This is a genomic window from Paenactinomyces guangxiensis (assembly GCF_016055185.1).
GTDB classification, from domain to species: Bacteria; Bacillota; Bacilli; order Thermoactinomycetales; family Thermoactinomycetaceae; genus Paenactinomyces; species Paenactinomyces guangxiensis.
The window spans coordinates 12,949-32,806 of the sequence record NZ_JAECVR010000013.1; the positions used below are offsets into that span (position 1 = coordinate 12,949).

Genomic DNA, 19,858 nt, shown 5'->3' on the forward strand with positions numbered 1-19,858 from the left:
GAATATATTGCGGACTTTTTGTCTCTATGCATGGGTGTGCTTATCATCCAAAATTTGAACAAATCCCTGTGATCCGTCGACCCGGATATACTGGCCGTCTTTTATTTTTTTGGTTGCATCTTCGACACCGACAACCGCCGGGATTCCATACTCGCGGGCAACCACTGCTCCGTGGGTCATCAAACCTCCCACTTCCATCACCAGTGCTTTGGCGGGGTGAAAGAAAGGTGTCCATCCGGGGTCTGTAAAGGGGGCAATTAAGATATCTCCCGGTTTTAGGCTGGCTTTATCCGGATTTAAGACGACACGGGCATAACCTTCGGCTATACCTGCGGACACAGGTGTTCCGGGCAAGGAGCCTGCCGGAGCCTGAATATCGCGCCGCACACCCGTGATCACTTCCCCCTCACTTGTGATCACCCGGGGCGGGGTGAGCTTTTGATGCCATTCGTAATCTTTTTTACGCTGTTCAATCAGTTCGGGCACTGAGCCGGTAAAACGGTTTTCCATGATGGCTGCGATTTCGTTTAAGCCCAGATAAAACACATCTGTCTCATGCCGGAGTATTCCTTGCTTCACCAATTGGCGGGCTTCATCCAAAATGGCCTGTTTATAAAGGTCGAGGTGCCGAATCAAGGTAAATTTGTGGTGTTCGCGGATTCCCGTCACATCCCGGTATACCCGGATCAGGTGAGACATCCATCTTGCTTTTAACCGCCCGTTTCGCGTGTTGCGCAGCCGCCTGAGCAGGGTCTCACCCGCTTGTTGCGCCTCGCTGAAGCCTTGTTGAAATTTAAGCCGGTGTTCTCCCGGTTGCCCTGTTTGCAGATGGCTCAATATGGCGGGAACGAGCATTGTTGGTGATTCCCGCCAGCGTGGTTTGGTGATGTCGATCTCTCCGGGGCAGCGCATGCCGTATTTGTCTATAAACTGTTTAAATGCCGAAGCAAAAACCTCTCCGTTTGCAACTTCACGTAATCCCTCATAAAAGGTTTGGTCCTCTGCCCGGGGCAGGTATGCTGTGACTTCCGGATATTTTCCGGCTATATCCGCCAGATCACCGAGAGCCAACCCCATCTCACTGGTGACATTTCCCGGCAGGGACCGGTTGAGTAACGGAATTTCCCGGTCATCTCCCAACCAGCGTATGGATAAATGACGGATCATTTTCGTCGTGACGATCCCTGTGATGAGATAGGGGACAAAATGGGAGAATAGTTTTAGCATCTGGGAGCCCGCATTTTCCTGAATACGGATGATGCGCTGTACTCCCGAAACATGAGCCAGTTCCTTTTTGCTTTCGGCAACCATCCTTTCCATTACCGTGTCACAGATTTGAATGGCTTTTGAAGTGTCGCGGAACAAAAGATTTCCGATGACCTTGATCAGAACAGGCGGCAAAATGCGAAGAACATTTCTGCGCAATTCCTTGCCGGGCCGGGCTTCTTTCTGTAACCGCCCCCGTTCAATCACCTGGGAGATGGCGTTGCTCATCAATTCATCCATATTGCCGAGAAGGTGGGGAATGATTTTTCGGCCCGGTTTTGTATATAAAAGAGGGGTCAGGTCTATATATAACCGGCCTCCCGCTTCTGCCGCTATGCCGGTTTCGGCAGTCGGCTCCTTCTTGCCGAAGGGAAGAATGGTTCGCATGATTGAGATCGCTAAGGGGCGCAATGCTTCGGTCATCATTTGCTGGTGACCGAAGGATAAGAAAACGTGTAACTTTTGGTCATCTGCTGTTTTTGGCACCGGGTACAGTGAAGTAATGGGGCGGCTTTGCAGGATGAAACATTTTCCTTCCGCCAGGCACCACTCAATATCTTGTTCACATCCGTAATAGTCTTCTATTTTCTTTGCCAGCGCGGCTAACTCCAGAATTTTTTCATCGGGCAGTGCCTGTACGGTTTGCTTTTCCGGGGATAACTCACATGTTTGCGTGCCTCCCTCCGGCAGGGCATAGATAGCCTTTTTCTTGTCGGCAATCTGTTTTTTCGTTATATTTCCGGCGATCACCTGATAGAGATCTGCCGATACAATGCCGGAGACAAGCGCTTCGCCCAGTCCGAAGCCGGCATCGATGGAGACAGTTTCACGATGCCCGGTAACCGGATCTGCGGTAAACATAATTCCGGAAACTTCGGGAAATACCATTTGCTGTACAACGACCGAAAGAAAAACTTTACGATGGCTAAACCCGTTTTTCATCCGGTAGGTGATGGCCCGATCCGTAAATAAGGAGGCCCAGCATTTTTGGACAGCTTGCAGAAGTTGCTCTTCCCCTTTTACGTTTAAATAGGTTTCCTGCTGACCTGCAAAAGAAGCGGTTGGCAAGTCTTCAGCAGTGGCGCTGGACCGGACGGCATAAGCGGAGTCAGTGCCCGTCTCCGCCCATGCCCGTAAAATAGCGGAACGGATATCTGATGGCATGGGTAAGGATTCCAGATGATCGCGGATCTGTTTGCCGGCTTCCCGGATTTGCTCCAGCTGATCAGGGTTCAACCGGTCAAGGCGCTCAAAAAACTCACCGATTTTACTGCTTGTTTCCACAAATTTGCGATAAGCGGCGGTGGTAACGCAAAATCCTTGCGGGACAGGGAAACCGGCCCTGGTCAATTCGCTCAGATTGGCCCCTTTTCCCCCGACGGAAGGGAGGCTGGTTTTATCGATTTCCGGAAAGGTTAACACATAGGAACCCATCGGATTCACCCTCTTTTTCATTTAGTCGGGTCATGCATGAAATTGTTTTCTTCCTTTAGCCGTTAAATTTCCTTCAATGATCAGGGTGGAAATATGTTTAAATACATCATGAAATGTATAAGGCGTGTTTGCCAGGAATTCCGGATTTGCCAGGGTTTGAATCGCATTCATTAAAATTGCAATCACAAGTGTCTGATCCAGATCTTCACGAAAATAACCTTGTTTGACCCCTTTTTGAAACAAAGGAGCCAGTTTATTTAAAATCAGGTTTTTGCGATGCTCATCAAACTGGACATAAGCCTCAGGCATGGCCCTTTTCAGATCGTGAATGGCCGGGGTATCGATTTTCGCGACCCGTTGGCTTACCGTAAACAGCAGTTGCTTAATTTGATCGATTAAATGAAGAGACGGATTTGCCAGGATTTCATCAAACTCTGCTTCAATTTTACGAAAAAAATGCTTAAGCACTTCATATAACAACGCTTCTTTGCTCGCGAAATATTTGTAGAAGGTGGATTTGCTTATTTTCAGCTCGGAAGCAAAGTCAGCGATTGATACGTTTGAATAGCCCCTGGTGAAGATTTTGTTTGTTGCAAACTCAATAATTTTCCGTTGTGTTTTGTCCTTGATTTCCATGGTTCACTACCTTTTTTGATTATTTTGTCCAGTACTATAGATACTTTTATAGTACTGCAGGTACTATTGCTTTTCAAGTTCCGAATCTTATGTGATTTGAAATGAATAAAACAGCGGCCTTTTCCTGTATTTGCAGGGAAAGGCCGCTGTTTTCCTAAAAACCTGTTTGGTTATCAATCAGTGCAGAGGACAGGAGTACACTCCCGTTATGCTATGTCAACCATTTTCTTTGAAAATCAGAGATGATGGTGTACTCTTCTTCCAGTTTCCTTGTGAGACGAATATAGATGGGCATCAGTTCATTGTATACTTTCACATTTTCCGGAATCGGCCGGTGTTGATGGGTGGCGCCAACCATCTTTGAAACAACGGACAACGAATTAATTTTCTTCAAAGCGTACATGCCCAGAATGGCCGCGCCGAGACAAGAGCTTTCATAGCTTTCCGGAATGGTTACTTCCTGGTTGAAGATGTCGGCCATCATCTGCCGCCACAGTTCTGATCTGGCAAATCCTCCGGTGGCCTGTACTTTACTGGGAAGACCAATGATTTCCTGAAGGGCAAGCAGAACGGTATGCAGGTTAAACATAATCCCTTCAAGTACGGCACGGACCATATGCTCTTTTTTATGATGCATGCTTAAGCCGAAAAAGGACCCTCTCGCATCCGCGTTCCATAGAGGGGCCCGTTCTCCGGTCAGATAGGGATGGAAAATCAGTCCGTCCGAACCGGGCGACACCCGGGAGGCGATCTCCGTTAACAAAGTATAGGCATCAACCCCGAGACGCCTGGCGGTTTCCACCTCGGAAGCAGCCAATTCGTCTCTGAGCCAGCGGAAAATCATGCCTCCGTTATTGACTGGTCCGCCAATAACCCAGTGATTTTCGGTTAACGCATAACAAAAGATACGGCCTTTCGGGTCTGTTTCCGGACGGTCGACGACTGTCCGGATCGCGCCGCTTGTTCCGATGGTCACTCCGATGACTCCGGGTTCAATGGCATTGATCCCAAGATTTGAGAGAACACCGTCACTGGCCCCGATGACAAACGGAGTTGAAGGCAGGAGCCCCATTTCTGATGCATATTGGCGGTCAAGGTCTCTGACCACGTAAGTAGTTGGCACGGGGCGGGACAATTGGTCTTTGGTAATGCCGGCAATTTCAAGAGCTTCCTCATCCCAATCCAATTCTTTCAAATTAAACATTCCGGTCGCGGAAGCAAGGGAATAATCAACGAGGTAGCAATCAAACAGTTTGTAAAAGACATATTCCTTAATAGAAATAAATTTATATGTTTGAGAGAAAATGTCTTGTTTCTCGTGGCGCAACCAGCATATTTTGGATAAGGGGGCCATGGGATGCAAGGGTGTCCCCGTCCGCAGATAAACGTTATGTCCGTTCATCTCTTTCTTGATTTTCTCTGTCCATCCCGCGCTTCGATTATCTGCCCAGGTGATGCAGCGGGACAGGCGTTTCCCTTCTTTGGACATGGCAATCACGCTATGCATGGCTGAACTGAAGGATACACACATGATTTTTTGAGGGTTGACCCTGCTTTTCTTTACGGTCTCTCTAATTGTGGCCACAACGGCTTGAAATATTTCTTCCGGATCTTGTTCGGCAGTGGAAGGCGTGGGGGTAAACAAGGGGTATTCAATGTTGTGGTGGGCGATGATTTTACCACCTTCACCAAATAGAACCGCTTTTGTGCTCGTGGTCCCGATGTCCACACCTATGGTATATTGTTTGCGAGTCATACAGCGGCCTCCCAGTTTCTTAAATAACGGAAGAGCAAGGAATGCAACCAGTCCTTACTCCAATGGTATAGTTTATCCCATAAACAGACCGATGACAAACACGACCACAAACCCTGTGACAGCGATTAAGGTTTCCATGATTGTCCAGGATTTGAGAGTGTCTTTCACACTCAGCCCGAAAAAACGGTTTACAAGCCAGAATCCGGAATCGTTGACGTGTGACGCGATGGTTGCCCCTGCTGCAATGGCAATAACCAGCAATCCCAACACGGGGCCTTTCAGCCCGAGGCTGTTGATCAGCGGGGACATCAATCCCGCGGCGGTTACCATGGATACAGTGGACGACCCCTGGGCCACACGAACAACAGCTGCGATCAGGAATGCAAGCAAGATCGGCGGCAGGGCGGAGGCAGCCATCATTTCTCCCAACACTTTACCTACACCAGAGTCAATCAATACTTGTTTAAACACACCCCCCGCACCTGTAACCAGAATAATAATCCCTGCCGGCTCAAGCGCTTTGGTGGCAATATCCTGTACCTCCTGTCTGGAATATCCCCGTTTGATGCCAAGGAAATAGAAGGCCAGCAACGTGGCGATAATCAACGCCACAAACGGGTGGCCCAGAAATGTCAACACGGTACGAATTCCGTTTTCCTTGGGGAGCAATGCATCCGAAATCGTATTCATCAAAATCAAAACCAGCGGAATAAGAATGATGCTGGTAATCATTGCAAAGCTGGGAAGCTCTTTATCAGATTCCCTTTCTTTCATATTCATATAATCGGGAATTGTGGCATGAACTCTCTTGGCGATAAACCTTCCAAACAAAGGTCCGGCGACAATCATTGACGGAACTCCCGCAAGTGCGCCAAATAAAATAACCCATCCCAGATCAGCCCCGATCAGATCGGCAACGGCAATCGGCCCCGGTGTCGGCGGGATAAAGCTGTGTGTAACCGCCAAACCGGCCAATAGCGGAATCCCGTAATACAAAAGAGATTTTCCGGTTTTCTTGGCCAGCCCATAGACGATGGGAACAAGAATAATAAAGCCGACATCAAAAAAGACGGGAATGGCAACGATAAAACCGGTAATCCCCAGTGCCCATTGCGCCTTATCTTCACCGAATTTTCCGGTCAATGTTTGCGCCAGCCTTTCAGCGCCGCCGGACACTTCCAACATCTGTCCGAACATGGCACCCAACCCGACGACGACGGCAACGAACCCGAGTGTCCCCCCCATCCCCTTCTCAATCGATTCAATTACGTTGCTTAACGGCATACCAGCGGCAAACCCCACCAGCAAGCTTACCAATAAAAGAGAAACAAATGCATGAAGTTTTGTGCGGATGACTAAGTATAACAAAAGAAAAATACCTGCGATTGCAACGAAGATCAACATAGAATTTGACATTACTATTCCTCCTCTTATTTATTTTTAACATAATGAAATCGCTTCATCCAATTTTTCTTCAAGGGGTTTCCCCGGTCTGCCACGATCTGTATGATGAAAAATAACAGATACAACAACAAAATTCTACTAGAAAGACGGGTGATTTTACTTGAAGCCAATCCCTGACCATCTTACTTACCACCTGAATCTCCTGTTTGTCGGTTTTAATCCCAGCCTGATGTCGGGCGAGACCGGGCACCATTACGCCAATCCTCATAATCGGTTCTGGAAAATTCTCTATCAGGCGGGGCTTACACCACGACTTTATAAAGCGGAAGAGGACGGGGAGCTGCTTCGCCTCGGGTACGGGCTTACCAACATCGTTTCCAGACCGACCCGGAGTGCGGCAGAGATCACCAGGGAAGAGTACAAGGATGGAAAAGAAAAGCTGAAAAGGAGAATTGAAAAATACTGTCCGAAGATGGTTTGCTTTGTGGGCAAAGGTGTGTATCTGGCTTACAGCGGCAGAAAAAAGGCGGAATGGGGGCTTCAAGAAATCCCTGTTGTCTCCGGCGTTCGAGATTTTGTTGCCCCATCGTCAAGCGGCCTTGTCAGAATGAAATTGGATGAGATTGTTGAGATTTATAAGCAGCTGGCGAATCTGTCCGGGTAACAGATCCGGCATATGATACAAGCTGATCAAATCAACTGCTCTCCGAAAAGCAAAAAGAGCGGGCATTGACCCACTCTCTTTCAATCTCTTATTCTGCTTGAGCTTCAATCACACGCTTTAATGCTTTCATCCAACTCATATGTATTCCCTCATGTACAGTTAAGAAACTAATGACCTGGCTCACTGTTTCGATAGTAAATCCGTTTGGAAATTGAAATGGCTTAACTAATTTTTCCTCTAAGCGGGAACCAAATATATCTTTAATCCGTTCCGTTTGATCTTGCAGTTGAGATGTTAATGTTTCCAGGGAAGGTACATCTCCTGTCCAATCTGCCGGCTTTGTTCCGGGCGAGAACAATTCCTTATAGTTTTGGGGAAGCTTTATCTCCGTATTGGTGAAACCAAATAAAAAGTTTTCAGTAACTGTTAAGATGTGGCCCATATTCCAACGAATTGTGTTGTTAAAACCTTTTGGCATCCGGTCCGCCTCAGCTTCAGTGACTGTTTGTATAAATTCAAGTAAACGCCCCCGAAACATCACCATTTGTCCAATTATAAAATGATCCATCATAAACTCCCACCCTCCGAAAAAATTGGTATTTCATTTGTATTTTATCATGAAGTGGGAATAAAGTTGAAAATGAAAGAAAGCGATCAGAAAAATGACCGCTTTTTCAAAAATAAACAGGAATATATGGTTGTTTAGTATAATGGCTTGAATGAAACTTAGTTTTCCCAAATATATGCGTCTTTAAATCCCATTTGCCTTACTTTCGCCAACATCGCTTCTGCCTTTTCCTGTTTTTGGAAATTCCCGATGCGGACACGGTACCTTGTTTCCCCGAAAACTTCCGCTTTCTGGATCCTGGAGGCAATCCCTTTGTCTTTTAGGGTCAGCATTAGTTTTTCGGCGTTTTCCCGGCTTGTAAATGAACCGACATATACGCTTTTCCCTTTTTTATGCTGTTTATTGTCGGGCGGATTGGTTACCGTTTGATTGGAATTGTCTGCGTTCGGTTTCCCGGGTTGTACAACTTGAAAAATGAAAAATAATAAGATAAGAACACATACTACTGTAATAAGGCTGAATACAGCTTTTTTCCTGCCGGTATTTTTATTTTTCTTTAAAAGGTAGGTTTTGCTTATCCGGTCGTTTCTGGGGGGGAATTGCCCGGAATGTAATTCAATGTTGTACGATTTTTCGGTAACTGTCCGGCGGGTTGCCGGATCGTTGAAACTCATCTCCCGGTTGTTGGCGGTTATGGTCCGGTTAGACGAGAGTACCTGCTCCAGGGCCTGTCTCATCTCATCAGCAGATTGGTATCGATGGTTCGGGTCTTTAGCCATGGCCTTTTGGATGACGCGGACCATTCCTTCGGGGAGTTGAGGGTTAAACTTTCGGAGATCGGGAAGGGGCTCTTGCACATGTTTTAACGCGATGGCAACCGGTTCGTCACCGTCAAAGGGAACCCGGCCTGTTGCCATCTCGTAAAGGACCACACCCAGTGAATAAAGGTCCGATGTGAACCCGATCTCTAAGCCGCGTGCCTGTTCCGGGGAGAAGTAATGGACGGACCCCATCACCGTTCCTGCTTTTGTAATCGTTGAAGAGGTCCGGATGGAGCGGGAGATGCCAAAGTCGGTTACCTTAAATCGCCCGTCCGAGGTTGACATGATATTGTGGGGCTTAATATCACGGTGGATAATCCCCTGTTCATGTGCATGGGTTAAACCTTCACAAATCTGGACAGCAATGGAGATTATTTCTTCAAATGACAGGGAACCCCGGCGTGCAATCCATTGTTTCAGTGTAGGGCCTTCCATATATTCCATAACCATATAGTATGTCTGACCTTCATATCCAACATCATGTACATTAACTACGTGGGGATGGGATAATTTTGCGGTTGCCTGGGCTTCACGGATAAATCGGCGGATAAAATCAGGATCGTGGTTTGATTGTTCGTTCATCACTTTAACAGCGACAAAACGATTGAGTATTAAGTCTTTTGCTTTATAGACGCTGGCCATCCCTCCACCGCCCACATGTTGGATGATTTGATATCTCCCACCCAACTGCCTTCCTTCCACTGGTATCACCTATCTTCATCTGTTTTGTACCGGAAAACCTTTTTAAGTCCCGGTAAACTTCCCCTCGATGGACGGGATGATCCAAAATCTCCCCCTGTTGACACATCGGAGTGGTGAAAAGTTCTGAATGGTTATGCCTTTAAACCATTATACATAGATTTTCCTGTTCCTGTGGTGTTTTATGGATAAATTTTTGTTCTGCTGCTGTTCGGTAACCGCGGGTTAAATGGCGCAAATGGGAGGCCGGATGCAAATGGCCCAACAACCTCCGCAACAAATAGGGCAACAGCAATATATGCAATAATCAAAAAGGGACAATCCCCCGGCCTGCATAACACAGGCAGAGGATTTTTAAGGTTACCTGTTAGTCATCCTCAAACTCTGACTGAATATCCATAAAAGAAAAAGTTGCGAGAGTAAGGAGACTGGCAGGATGAAATATTTATACATAGAACAAGTGGATCAGGTGATTGCAGATCTCACCCAATTCCTGACAAAAAGCCAGAAAACGGATGGACGCTGGAGTTTCTGCTTTGAAAGCGGAACGATGACAGATGCTTATATGATTTTATTGATGAAGCTTTTAGGAAGGAGTGACAGCCGTTTTACCGGTTCGTTATTGCAGAGAATCCTTGGCAAACAAACCAGGGATGGGACATGGAAACTCTTTCAGGATGAAAAAGAAGGCAATCTTTCTGCGACGATTGACTCCAGCCTGGCTCTTCTCTATGCCGGTGTGAGAGACAGACGGGACCCCTTGATGAGAAAAGCGCGTGAATTTATTCTGGAACAGGGGGGAACGGGTCAGGCCGGTTCACTGACGAAGGTTATTCTTTGCCTGTTGGGGCATCTGGATTGGTTTTATCTGCCAAAAATACCTGTTGAGATTTTTCTGCTCCCTTCCTGGTTCCCGGTTCATTTTTTTGATTTTGTGGGATATACTCGTGTACATGTAGCGCCGATTTTGCTCGCTGCCGACAGGGAGTTTTCAGTGAAACTGCCGGGAAAGTCCGCCGTATCTGAATGGTTGCCGCCGGTCAAAAAGCCTGGCTATCCGGACAACCGGGATCATATCTGGACAAAGGAAGAGATTCGTGCAGCTTTTGCTCATGTTTCCCTGTCCGGGAAGGAGCTTCATACCAGAGCAGTACAGTGGGGAGAGCGGTTCATGCTGGAACGGATTGAGCCGGACGGAACGCTGTACAGCTATTTTAGCTCCACCTTTTTGATGATTGTTGCTTTGCTTGCTCTGGGTTATAAAAAGAATCACCCTGTAATTCAGAAAGCGATGAAAGGACTGTATTCTTTCGTCTGGAAAAGCGGACAGAAGGCCCATTTGCAGGAAACAACTTCTTCCGTTTGGGATACTTCATTAATTCTGTATGCATTGCAAGAAGCAGGCATGAAGCCTGATCATCCGGTGGTTCGGCGAGGCCTTCGTTACCTTCTTCAACGCCAGCATACCAGATCGGGAGACTGGGTCATCCGTAATCCCGGAGTTCTTCCCGGCGGATGGGGTTTTTCTGATGTGAACACCATGAATCCGGATGTGGATGATACAGCGGCATGTCTCAGAGCATTGGCTCCCTCTGTCCGTCAGGTTCGTCATAAAATCCCATGGGATCGGGGGCTGTCCTGGCTCTTATCGATGCAAAACAAAGATGGCGGCTGGCCGGCGTTTGAAAGAAATACGGATAAAGCCTGGCTGAAGTTATTGCCTTTTAAAGACGGGAGGCCTGTATGGGGAGATCCGTCAACTGCGGATTTAACGGGGAGGACATTGGAATTTTTGGGACGGGAGATGAGATGGACGATCAACCATCCGATTGTAAGGAGGGGGTGGAACTGGCTTTACCGCCATCAACGCCCGGATGGTTCATGGTTTGGCCGCTGGGGAATTTCCGGTATTTACGGTACCTGGGCGGCCCTTACCGGGATGGCAGCTGTCCGGGTTCCACGCAACCATCCTGTGGTGAGAAAAGGGATTCAATGGTTACTGTCTATTCAAAACCGCGACGGTGGGTGGGGGGAGTCCTGCTACAGTGATCTCAGAAAGAGGTATGTCCCGCTGCGGGCTTCAACTCCTTCCCAGACAGCCTGGGCTTTAGACGCACTCATTTCCTTCCATGATAAACCTACACCTGCAATCCAGTCAGGGGTAAAATGCCTGCTCAGCTTACTTGAAAAGGAGAGCTGGGAATCCTCCTACCCGACCGGAGCCGGTCTGCCAGGGCAATTTTATATTCATTATCACAGTTACAGATATATATGGCCTTTGCTTACACTGGTTCATTACAGGAAGAAATACAAAAGCGGATAGGAAGTATTGAAGGTTTGAAGAGATTTTTTTGAGTTGAACCTTGAGAGCATTAATAAATGATTCCGGGTCTGTTGAAACCGGTTTTTTTTTAAGAAATTGTATTCGTTGAAATGGGGCGGATGTAATGAGACTACTGATGATGTTACTGGCTTTGCTCGCTGGAGTAGGCGTCGGAATGCAAGCGGGAGTAAACGGAGCATTAGGAAAAAGGATCGGGTCACTGGAAGGAGCTCTCATCTCTTTTTCATCGGAACCCTGTCATTACTTCTCGTCAATATTTTTTTCGGTAAAGGCAATATTTTGTCTGTTGTATCTGTCCCCAAATGGCAACTAACCGGGGGGTTACTCGGTGCCTTGTATGTGTTTATCATGGTGCTGAGTGTCCCGAGGATCGGAGTGGCGACCACTTTAATTGTTGTCATCGCAGAACAATTGCTTATCAGTATCATTATCGATCACTTCGGGCTGATGGGCAGCCGGCAAATTCCGGTCGATGGAAACAGAATCGCCGTTATCTTGCTAATGGCAGCTGCCTTGTTCTTTTTTTATAGAAAATAATCGAGCATCCGGTAAAAGGGATGCTCTTTTTGTGATGTGCTTACGAAGGCAGGCAATGCACTAACACTTTGTCTTTTTGCTCCTGTGCACTTTCAGCTTTCCGATTCCCCATAGTAACAGGGGCTGCAAAAGGTTTTGTGAATGGGGGTTGTTTTCTTTCCTGATCACCTCATTCTATCATTGGACAAAATTGGATGTATAATACACAAAATATAAAATAAATAGTTAATAGCAGATATTAGATACCCATATTAAGGAGAAGGTACTGATGGACAAAAAGGTACTTAAAGAAAAAGAACGAAAACGAATGAAAGAATCATATGGAATGATTTGGGGAAATGAAGAGTTTGAGATTTATGCCGGAACCTATGCCTGGCTGGCAAGCAAACGGGAAGAGCGGATGCTGGCGATGATTTATTCAGGTTATGGAAAAGTGGAGCATATGAGAGACCCTGATGGTTTAATGGATCCAATGCTATTGGAATGGAGTTTATATGCAGACGGATGGAACGAAGGGGAGCCGGTTATCAACGTCGTGAATATGGAAGGACCGCTTCTCTGGGAGAACAAAAAGTATCAAATCGTACGTGATGAAAGGGGATTTAACATTTTTTATCGGGAAAAAAGCAGCGGATTTCCCTGGATCGGAAAAGTATTTGAATCAGAACATGCCAAGGCCTTGATTCAACACTGGATTAACCTGTTTGAAGTTGACCCGGAACAAAGGCTGGTTCCCCTTCATGAGTCCAAAGCGAACAGCCGCTGGAGCCTCCCTCCGTACAAATCTGAACCCTTCTTTAAATATCTGGCCGAACGCAGGATGACACTGGATGAGTTTAAAATCCGCCCCATCTATGCCTATGCGGTGGAACAGGGGAAGATCGCGGGGGATGAGTGGGCGGGGTAATTCATGCTTCAATAGTGAATCAAATCGTTTACGCGATGACAGGATGAAAGAGTTTTTTAGGTGAATATGAAACTGGAAGCTACATAAAAGACGTGACAGGATCAGCTTGCATAACAATCTTAGATGCCTGTCACGTCTTGAATGTTTAGAAATAATTAGCCATCTGCGTTTTAGCGAAGGCTATGTTTACTGTTTAAGAGAGATCGCTCGGGAATCGCATGGATTGCTGTATGTTTCTGCGATGGGGCTTGCGTTCCTTTAGTGTCAACATAGTCAGGCATATGGACTTCATCAATAAACAGAATACCGTCATACTGTTCGCGCGGAACCAATTGTTCCTCATCTGCTCCCCAGTATAGTGCCCCTCGTTTGGTGAACATCCATGAAGTCCCTTTTTTATTTTTCTGGTGCAGGAGGTCCACAAAGATATTTTCATGGCCGCTTTTGCTTAAGATCGACTCCAGGCTTCCTTCCGGGTGAGGATAACGGACAGGAATGGGAGTCCGGTTATCTGCGGAAACGCCTCTGTTCATATACAAACCGATGGCGTATGAATCTTTTTTCAAACGATCCGGCAGCAGTTCTCCCATCGTAGGATATAAACCCCCATAGGGATCCACTTGTGTATTTGCTTTGCGGATGTGGTAATTATGCCCCCATACAATGATTTTTTTGTTTGGATATAATGTGTCGGCAATCCAGGTGAGATTTTTTGCCATTGCATGGTCACGCAATACGGAGGCTTCAGCCGCGTATTTGGCAGCTTCTTCAATATTTCCTTCCTGGAGGTATTTTCTGGACAAAATCTTTTTTTCCATGATTTTTTCGACGGTATCGATGCGGTCCTGAAGAACATATTCCGTTGTTGCTATTGCTTGGGGATGCCCGGGATACATAGCGGATAACTGTGTTTGATTGTCTTTTACAAACTTCAAGAGTTCCCGGTAAGCAGCAATCATGTTTGTCTTTTCCAGATGGAATTGAACAATATCTGATTCATTCCAAAAATATTTTTGAAATTGGATTTCCAGCTGATATGCCTTTTCTCCCATTGAAGGACTTTCTTTTTGAAACCAACTTTTTAAAAAGTTTTTGTAAATACCTGTGGGATGGATATCAAAACCGGATAAAATAAGCGGATCTTTGGTTTTCTTCTCTTTTTTAAGGTACTCAAACAGCGGAAGTGTTTCTTCAGTATGCCATACATCGTAAATCGAATTTTTCATGGTTTGCAGTGGTGGATTTTGTGCCGCATGAAGATCGGCAGAATAAGCCTCACCCAGCGGTGATTCAAAAGCGATTACATCATAATCCAGCTTTTCATGTAAATATTGAACCAATCTTGCCTTGGATGAATCAAATTCCGCCGCTCCATGTGAACTCTCGCCCAAGAGGACAATACGTTTACCTTTTAATGCCTTTTTCAAAAAACGTAAGTCCTTATAGGAATCTCCTGCTACAGGAGCCAGTTTCTCTACAGGGGCCGCGTGTTTTTGCAACCATTTGCTCCAATCGGGCTCCTCTTTTGTTGAAACTGTTGCCGCAAAGCCGGTATTTCCCGATAAAAGGGTAGTAAAAACAAAGCTTGTCACCATTCCTATTGATAACCATCGTGCTTTTTTTGTCAAAAGCATCACCTCTATGGCAATATTATAAGTTCTTAAAATTAACAGAAGCTGAACAGGAACTAAATAAAACATAAATCACGGACGCCCCTCCACATACACTTTCACCAAAAACAAAAGCTCCCAAAGTGATCACTCCGGGAGCTTTTGGCAGACTTTTACCCTTTTAATGATCCGGCCAATAATCCTCTGATAAAGTACCTGCCCAAAAATATATAGACCAGCAGTGTCGGAAGCGCTGCCAGCAGAGAACCGGCCATCTGGATATTCCACTGGACAATCTGGCTTCCGGCCAGATTCTGCAATGCGACCATGATCGGTTGCTGGGTGGTGTTTGTAATTGTTACGGCAAACAGGAATTCATTCCAGATCTGGGTGAACTGCCAGATGCCCACTACTACGAAGCCGGGAATGGACAGCGGGAGGATAATCCGCTGATAAACCCCCCAGATCCCGTTGCCGTCGATTTTTGCCGATTCGATGATCTCTGTGGGGATACCGGCGTAGAAATTGCGGAAGATCAAAGTGGTAATGGGAATGCCGTAGACAACGTGAACCAGAATGAGACCCGGGATGGAGTTATATAGTCCAATCTGTTGGAGAAACTGAATCAGTGGAATCAATATACTTTGATAAGGGATAAACATGCCGAATAAAATCAGCGTAAACAGCGTGTTTGCTCCGCGAAAGCGCCATTTGGCGAGAATATATCCGTTGAGTGAACCCAGCAAAGAGGATAAAAGCGTTGCCGGAATAGCCAGGTAAAAACTGTTCATCAGACTGGGTGCCAGTTTTTCATAGGCGATCACATAGCTTTGCCAGTCGATGGTGGAAGGGAAATCCCACATTTGTGCAAGTGTCGCCTCGCTGGCCGGTTTCAGGCTGGTGATCACCATCAGGTAAACCGGGATGAGAAAAAAGGCGGCTAGCAAAAGAAGAACCGCGTAGATCCAGATGTGGCTTTTTCGTGATGCCGCCATTACGCTTCCTCCTTCCGCATGTTGGAAATTAGATAGGGAATGATCAACAAAGAGACAAGTAAGAGCATCAAAATTGCGATAGCGGCACCCTGACCATAGTGGCTGCCCTTAAAGGTTGTTTCCACCATATATACACCCGGCATATCTGTGACAAAGGCCGCCCCCGGCCCGGTCATGGCATAGATCAGATCAAAGATTTTTAAGGAGATATGGCCCAGGATAATCACTACACTCAAGGTGATCGGTCTTAACTGCGGCAGGATGATTTGCCGGAAAATCTGCCATTCAGTAGCTCCGTCCACACGGGCAGCTTCCCGCAACTGGTCGGGGATCGCCCGAATCCCTGCCAGATACATGGCCATGGTAAAGCCGGATAACTGCCAAACAGCGGCGATAACCACCGCGATGATGGCCAGAGGAATACCTGCCTGAATCTGTCCCCATTCCACACCGGGAATAATCTTCGTGTTTACATACCAGAGCGGCGGTTCCTCAATGCCCCACTTTTTTAAAAACAAATTGACACCTGTTGAAGGGTTAAAAATCCACTGCCACACGACACCGGTCACGATAAAGGACAGTGCCATCGGGAAAATGAAAATATTGCGGAAAAGTCCTTCCATCCGGATGCGCTGATCGAGCAAAGTGGCTAGAAACAGTCCCAGAACGATACAAACAGCGATAAAAATGACGGTAAAGACAACCGTATTGCGCAGGTCCGACTGAAAGCGGAAATCATCAAATAAAAACTGATAGTTTGCCAGCCCGTTAAACGAGAGGTCCTGCACCAGTGAATTCCATTTGGTGAGGGAAACGTAGCCGGTCCAGGCGATAAACCCGTAGACAAAGACAGCGATCGTAATGATCGAAGGGAGCAGAAACAAAAAGGAAATCCATCGTTCCCGCCGGCGCTGGCTCCTCTTGGCCGTTTGCGTAAGTGAACCGGACTCGGTCGATGGTGCGAGATCTGCCATAATTTGTCCTCCTTTAACAAACAGGCGGCAGAATTCTGCCGCCTGTCATACTGATTCTTCTATTTCGAAACTTTGTTGGCCGCGGCTGCCTGTTTGATCTGTTGTACGGCTGTATCCACGTTCCCCTGTGTGACAAAGGTATTGATCAGCTGGTTGAATGCGGTTACAAAACCTTCGGGAGCAGCTGAGCCGTGAGCTAAGCTGGGAGTAAGTTTAGCCTTTTTAAATTCTTCAATCGTCTGTTTGCCGTATATATCGTATTTGCTGACATCAGCGTCGAGGCGTGCGGGAATTGACCCTTTTAACGGGTTAAATGCATCCTGTCCTTCTTTAGAGCCCAATACGCTTAAGAAGGTTTTGGTAGCTTCGGGGTGTTTTGCCCCTTTCGGCAATCCGAAAGTATCGGTAATAACCATGAAAGAACCGGTAGTTCCCGGAGTTGGTACCCATCCGTAATCGTTGTCAGGCTGGAGTTTGAGATCGTTGGTCAGATATCCTTTGGCCCAGTCACCCATCACGTTCATGGCAGCTTCCCCTTTGCCTACCAGCTGGGCAGCATCTTGCCAGTTGCGTGCGGCGTGATCCTGGTTGGTGTATGTCAACATTTTCTTAAAGGTGTTGAGAGATTCTTTGATGCGCGGGTCATCAAAAGACAGTTCGCCTTTCCACAGCTTGTTGTAATCTTCGGGGCCAAGTGTACCCAGCAGCACTGATTCATATAAGTGAGTAGCCGTCCAGGGTTCTTTGTCGCCAAGGGCGAGCGGGGTGATTCCTTTTGCTTTAAGTGCATCAGCCACCTGGAAAAATTCCTCAAAGGTGGTTGGCGGCTTTAAACCGTTTTGCTCAAAGATTTTTTTGTTGTACCAGAGAACATTTCCCCGGTGGACATTGACGGGAACGGAGTAGATGTTGCCGTCTTTGCTTACCATTTCAATTAAGGAAGAGGGGAATTTATCCTTCCATCCTTCTTTTTCATACAAATCGTTGAGAGGCTCCATCTTGCCGGCCGCCACCCATCCGTCATTCAGCTCGGAACCGCCGTGAACCTGGAAGGTATCCGGGGGATCATTTCCCTGCATCCGGGTCGCAAGCACCGTTTTCGCATTAGTACCCGCCCCGCCGGCGACAGCAGCATTAATGACCTCGATATCCGGCTGTTTTTCGTTGAAAAGTTTTATCAGAGCCTTCAAACCGTCTTCTTCACCAGCACCGGTCCACCAGCTGAAAATCTCGACCTGATTTTTGTTGCCGGCATCCGATTTGGTCTGTGGACCGGCGTTCTGGCTGCAGGCAACCATTGCAAATACAAGTAATAAAATTGCTAAACATGAAAAAATTCGAGAGTACTTGGTTCTCATTGTTGTTCCCCCCTTTAATGATGTAAGCCATTTTGATGGAAGAGAGAGATTTTTAATTAAATTAATAATCATCCCTCTCTTTAGTATACTAGAGATCTTGATGTAATAAAAGTTAAAATCATAACATCCATAAGCAACAAGAGATGAAGGCAGATAGAAAGGAAAAAGTTGCGGTATGGCTATATGATCAGATAATCGCTCTTTTACAGGGCGTTTTTTTGAACCCAAAATTTTATGAAAAACACTTGCAGTTTCCGTGTAACAATGTTACGATGACGTTAATGTAACATTGTTACATTCGTTTCCGATAAGAAGGATGTGAATGTCGCATGGGTGAGGAGCTCATTTCAAAAAAAGAATTATTATCGTTAACGGGAATCTCATATGGACAACTTTATCGCTGGAAGAGACAAAAGCTGATCCCGGAATCCTGGTTTATCAAACAAGCGACAACAACGGGGCAAGAAACTTATTTTGTGAAGGAAAAGATTTTAAAGCGGATCTCTTTTATCCTGAACAACAAAGAAAAGTATTCCCTTGAAGAGCTTGCCTCCATTTTGTCTCCAACATTTACAGACCGGCGGTTTCCGGCTGAAGAGCTGCGGAAGATTCCCTGGCTGGATGAAGGTGTGATTGACCAGTTTCAACAGCACGGACCGAAAGACTATTTTACTTTTATGGAAATGATTGTTTTAGCAATTATGAGCAAGTGGAAACAGCAGTGGAAGCTGGAAGAAAAGGAGATGTCCGAATGGGCGGCCAGCATCAAAAAATGGCTGCCGCAATTGAAAAACACTTCTTACCGGCTTATCATGTGCCAAAAAAACAGGGAAAAACTCTATTTGTTAGCAGATCAAAACGCGTCCTTTTTTTTAGACGACAGGACACAGGAACTGGAGACAGCAGATTTGGATGAGTGGGGGAAAGAATTGCATCGTCGTTTGAGCGAAAATGATTATGCAGCCCGGCGGGAGGGGAGCGCTGATGGAATTGTTACATGATATAAAAATTTCCGGTTACAGCCATCAGAGTGGCGGAACATTTAACTATGTGAAGATCGCCGGAAAAGGTGTCATCACCGGGGATGTGGAAGCGAAACAAATCAAAGTGGATGGCGCCGGCACTTTTTGCAAAGATGTCAAATCGGCTGAAATGAATGTGAACGGCACGGGTTCCATTGAGGGCAATTTGGAAGTTAAAAATTTTAAAGTACATGGAAACTGTACAGTCAAGGGGAGCGGAACAGTTGAGAAACTGAGCAGCAAGGGAAAATGTTCCTTTCAGGGGGATTTGAAGTCAAATAAAATAAGCTCAGTGGGACATTTGGCAGTCGATGGGGGAGTGGAGACCGAAGAGTTTATCTCACTGGGCGGTTTTGAAATAAAAGGGTTGCTCAATGCACAGCTGATTGATATCAAAATCGGCTGGAGGAGTTATGCCGAAGAAATAGGCGGGGAAGAGATCTATGTGAAGTTAGACAATTCGCGGACACTGTCGCTAACCCTTCTGAGTAAATGGCTCGGGCGTCACTCGTCACAAAGACTGAAATCCAAAGTGATTGAAGGAACGAAAGTGGATATTGAGTTTACAGAGGCAGATGTGGTACGCGGAAATCATGTTTATATCGGCCCCGGCTGCCGAATTGCGAAAGTGGAATACACAGACACCCTGGAGGTAAATCCCAATTCAACCGTGATTGAACAGATAAAAATATAGAGGGAAAAGCAGAGAAAACCTCTGCTTTTTTTGTGCCTGGATAGAAGCCGGCTTACCAGCCCGTTACCAGATGTACTTTCTGTTCAGCCAGCTTTAATAAAATTATTTTTTTCGGAAGGGATCAATATAAAATAATAGAAAATGATTGTGTATGTCTCCTTATGCAGCT

15 protein-coding genes and 1 pseudogene are annotated in these 19,858 nt (G+C 46.3%); 6 read left to right on the plus strand and 10 right to left on the minus strand.

Translation table 11 applies throughout. The features are described from left to right. Positions 1-24 precede the first annotated feature (24 nt). From I8U27_RS12670 to I8U27_RS12685, 4 genes are all read right to left on the minus strand, one after another. Positions 25-2,700, minus strand: coding sequence for a phosphoenolpyruvate synthase (locus I8U27_RS12670; protein ID WP_181752444.1), 2,676 nt, complete (start codon positions 2,698-2,700; stop codon positions 25-27). 30 nt (positions 2,701-2,730) lie between these two features. Further along, positions 2,731-3,336, minus strand: coding sequence for a TetR/AcrR family transcriptional regulator (locus tag I8U27_RS12675; RefSeq protein WP_181752445.1), 606 nt, complete (start codon positions 3,334-3,336; stop codon positions 2,731-2,733). A 211-nt stretch (positions 3,337-3,547) separates the two neighbouring features. Further along, the gene (gene gntK, locus I8U27_RS12680) at positions 3,548-5,092 is read right to left on the minus strand and encodes a gluconokinase (protein WP_181752446.1); all 1,545 of its coding nucleotides are present in this window, start codon (positions 5,090-5,092) and stop codon (positions 3,548-3,550) included. Between the two features lie 72 nt (positions 5,093-5,164). Then, positions 5,165-6,508 carry a GntT/GntP/DsdX family permease gene (locus I8U27_RS12685; RefSeq protein WP_181752447.1) on the minus strand — a complete coding sequence of 448 codons (1,344 nt, stop codon included), beginning with the start codon at positions 6,506-6,508 and terminating at the stop codon, positions 5,165-5,167. Positions 6,509-6,656: 148 nt separating this feature from the next. Here I8U27_RS12685 and I8U27_RS12690 point away from each other — a divergent pair, with 148 nt between their 5' ends. Continuing rightward, the gene (locus tag I8U27_RS12690) at positions 6,657-7,160 is read left to right on the plus strand and encodes a mismatch-specific DNA-glycosylase (RefSeq protein ID WP_181752448.1); all 504 of its coding nucleotides are present in this window, start codon (positions 6,657-6,659) and stop codon (positions 7,158-7,160) included. A gap of 88 nt (positions 7,161-7,248) precedes the next feature. On the opposite strand, the gene I8U27_RS12695 is transcribed toward I8U27_RS12690, so the two are convergent. Together I8U27_RS12695 and I8U27_RS12700 are read right to left on the minus strand one after the other, a co-directional pair. Further along, a complete protein-coding gene (locus I8U27_RS12695; protein ID WP_181752449.1) occupies positions 7,249-7,728 on the minus strand; it encodes a DinB family protein in 480 nt (159 codons plus the stop codon). 158 nt (positions 7,729-7,886) lie between these two features. Continuing rightward, on the minus strand, positions 7,887-9,236 hold the full coding sequence (locus tag I8U27_RS12700; protein WP_220185971.1) for a protein kinase domain-containing protein: 1,350 nt from the start codon (positions 9,234-9,236) through the stop codon (positions 7,887-7,889). A gap of 448 nt (positions 9,237-9,684) precedes the next feature. Here I8U27_RS12700 and shc point away from each other — a divergent pair, with 448 nt between their 5' ends. The 3 genes and pseudogenes from shc (at position 9,685) to I8U27_RS12715 (ending at position 13,036) form a co-directional block, all read left to right on the plus strand. After that, positions 9,685-11,571 carry a squalene--hopene cyclase gene (gene shc / locus I8U27_RS12705; protein ID WP_181752451.1) on the plus strand — a complete coding sequence of 629 codons (1,887 nt, stop codon included), beginning with the start codon at positions 9,685-9,687 and terminating at the stop codon, positions 11,569-11,571. Positions 11,572-11,695: 124 nt separating this feature from the next. Further along, positions 11,696-12,129 (plus strand): annotated as a pseudogene (locus tag I8U27_RS12710) (DMT family transporter). Between the two features lie 268 nt (positions 12,130-12,397). Then, a complete protein-coding gene (locus I8U27_RS12715) occupies positions 12,398-13,036 on the plus strand; it encodes a hypothetical protein (RefSeq protein ID WP_181752452.1) in 639 nt (212 codons plus the stop codon). Positions 13,037-13,206: 170 nt separating this feature from the next. On the opposite strand, the gene I8U27_RS12720 is transcribed toward I8U27_RS12715, so the two are convergent. The 4 genes from I8U27_RS12720 to I8U27_RS12735 form a co-directional block, all read right to left on the minus strand. Next, a complete protein-coding gene (locus I8U27_RS12720; protein ID WP_181752453.1) occupies positions 13,207-14,736 on the minus strand; it encodes an erythromycin esterase family protein in 1,530 nt (509 codons plus the stop codon). 83 nt (positions 14,737-14,819) lie between these two features. After that, positions 14,820-15,641, minus strand: coding sequence for a carbohydrate ABC transporter permease (locus tag I8U27_RS12725; protein WP_181752454.1), 822 nt, complete (start codon positions 15,639-15,641; stop codon positions 14,820-14,822). Further along, the gene (locus I8U27_RS12730) at positions 15,641-16,615 is read right to left on the minus strand and encodes a carbohydrate ABC transporter permease (protein ID WP_181752455.1); all 975 of its coding nucleotides are present in this window, start codon (positions 16,613-16,615) and stop codon (positions 15,641-15,643) included. Before I8U27_RS12730 ends, I8U27_RS12725 begins: the two co-directional genes overlap by 1 nt. Positions 16,616-16,674: 59 nt before the next feature. Next, the gene (locus I8U27_RS12735; RefSeq protein ID WP_181752456.1) at positions 16,675-17,973 is read right to left on the minus strand and encodes an ABC transporter substrate-binding protein; all 1,299 of its coding nucleotides are present in this window, start codon (positions 17,971-17,973) and stop codon (positions 16,675-16,677) included. Positions 17,974-18,302: 329 nt separating this feature from the next. Here I8U27_RS12735 and I8U27_RS12740 point away from each other — a divergent pair, with 329 nt between their 5' ends. Together I8U27_RS12740 and I8U27_RS12745 are read left to right on the plus strand one after the other, a co-directional pair. Further along, positions 18,303-18,974 carry a DUF4004 family protein gene (locus I8U27_RS12740; protein ID WP_181752457.1) on the plus strand — a complete coding sequence of 224 codons (672 nt, stop codon included), beginning with the start codon at positions 18,303-18,305 and terminating at the stop codon, positions 18,972-18,974. Then, entirely contained in the window at positions 18,958-19,689 is a 732-nt protein-coding gene (locus tag I8U27_RS12745) for a polymer-forming cytoskeletal protein (RefSeq protein WP_181752458.1), read from the plus strand. The genes I8U27_RS12740 and I8U27_RS12745 overlap by 17 nt, the downstream gene beginning before the upstream one ends. The last annotated feature ends 169 nt before the right edge of the window (positions 19,690-19,858 follow it).

Excerpts from the sequence above, each read along its gene's own strand:
- I8U27_RS12670 (WP_181752444.1), bottom strand. The coding sequence starts at position 2,700 with ATGGGTTCCTATGTGTTAACCTTTCCGGAAATCGATAAAACCAGCCTC.
- I8U27_RS12695 (WP_181752449.1), bottom strand. The coding sequence starts at position 7,728 with ATGGATCATTTTATAATTGGACAAATGGTGATGTTTCGGGGGCGTTTA.
- gntK (WP_181752446.1), bottom strand. The coding sequence starts at position 5,092 with ATGACTCGCAAACAATATACCATAGGTGTGGACATCGGGACCACGAGC.
- I8U27_RS12745 (WP_181752458.1), top strand. The coding sequence starts at position 18,958 with ATGGAATTGTTACATGATATAAAAATTTCCGGTTACAGCCATCAGAGT.
- I8U27_RS12675 (WP_181752445.1), bottom strand. The coding sequence starts at position 3,336 with ATGGAAATCAAGGACAAAACACAACGGAAAATTATTGAGTTTGCAACA.
- I8U27_RS12735 (WP_181752456.1), bottom strand. The coding sequence starts at position 17,973 with ATGAGAACCAAGTACTCTCGAATTTTTTCATGTTTAGCAATTTTATTA.
- I8U27_RS12730 (WP_181752455.1), bottom strand. The coding sequence starts at position 16,615 with ATGGCAGATCTCGCACCATCGACCGAGTCCGGTTCACTTACGCAAACG.
- I8U27_RS12725 (WP_181752454.1), bottom strand. The coding sequence starts at position 15,641 with ATGGCGGCATCACGAAAAAGCCACATCTGGATCTACGCGGTTCTTCTT.
- I8U27_RS12685 (WP_181752447.1), bottom strand. The coding sequence starts at position 6,508 with ATGTCAAATTCTATGTTGATCTTCGTTGCAATCGCAGGTATTTTTCTT.
- I8U27_RS12715 (WP_181752452.1), top strand. The coding sequence starts at position 12,398 with ATGGACAAAAAGGTACTTAAAGAAAAAGAACGAAAACGAATGAAAGAA.
- I8U27_RS12720 (WP_181752453.1), bottom strand. The coding sequence starts at position 14,736 with ATGTTTTATTTAGTTCCTGTTCAGCTTCTGTTAATTTTAAGAACTTAT.
- shc (WP_181752451.1), top strand. The coding sequence starts at position 9,685 with ATGAAATATTTATACATAGAACAAGTGGATCAGGTGATTGCAGATCTC.
- I8U27_RS12740 (WP_181752457.1), top strand. The coding sequence starts at position 18,303 with ATGGGTGAGGAGCTCATTTCAAAAAAAGAATTATTATCGTTAACGGGA.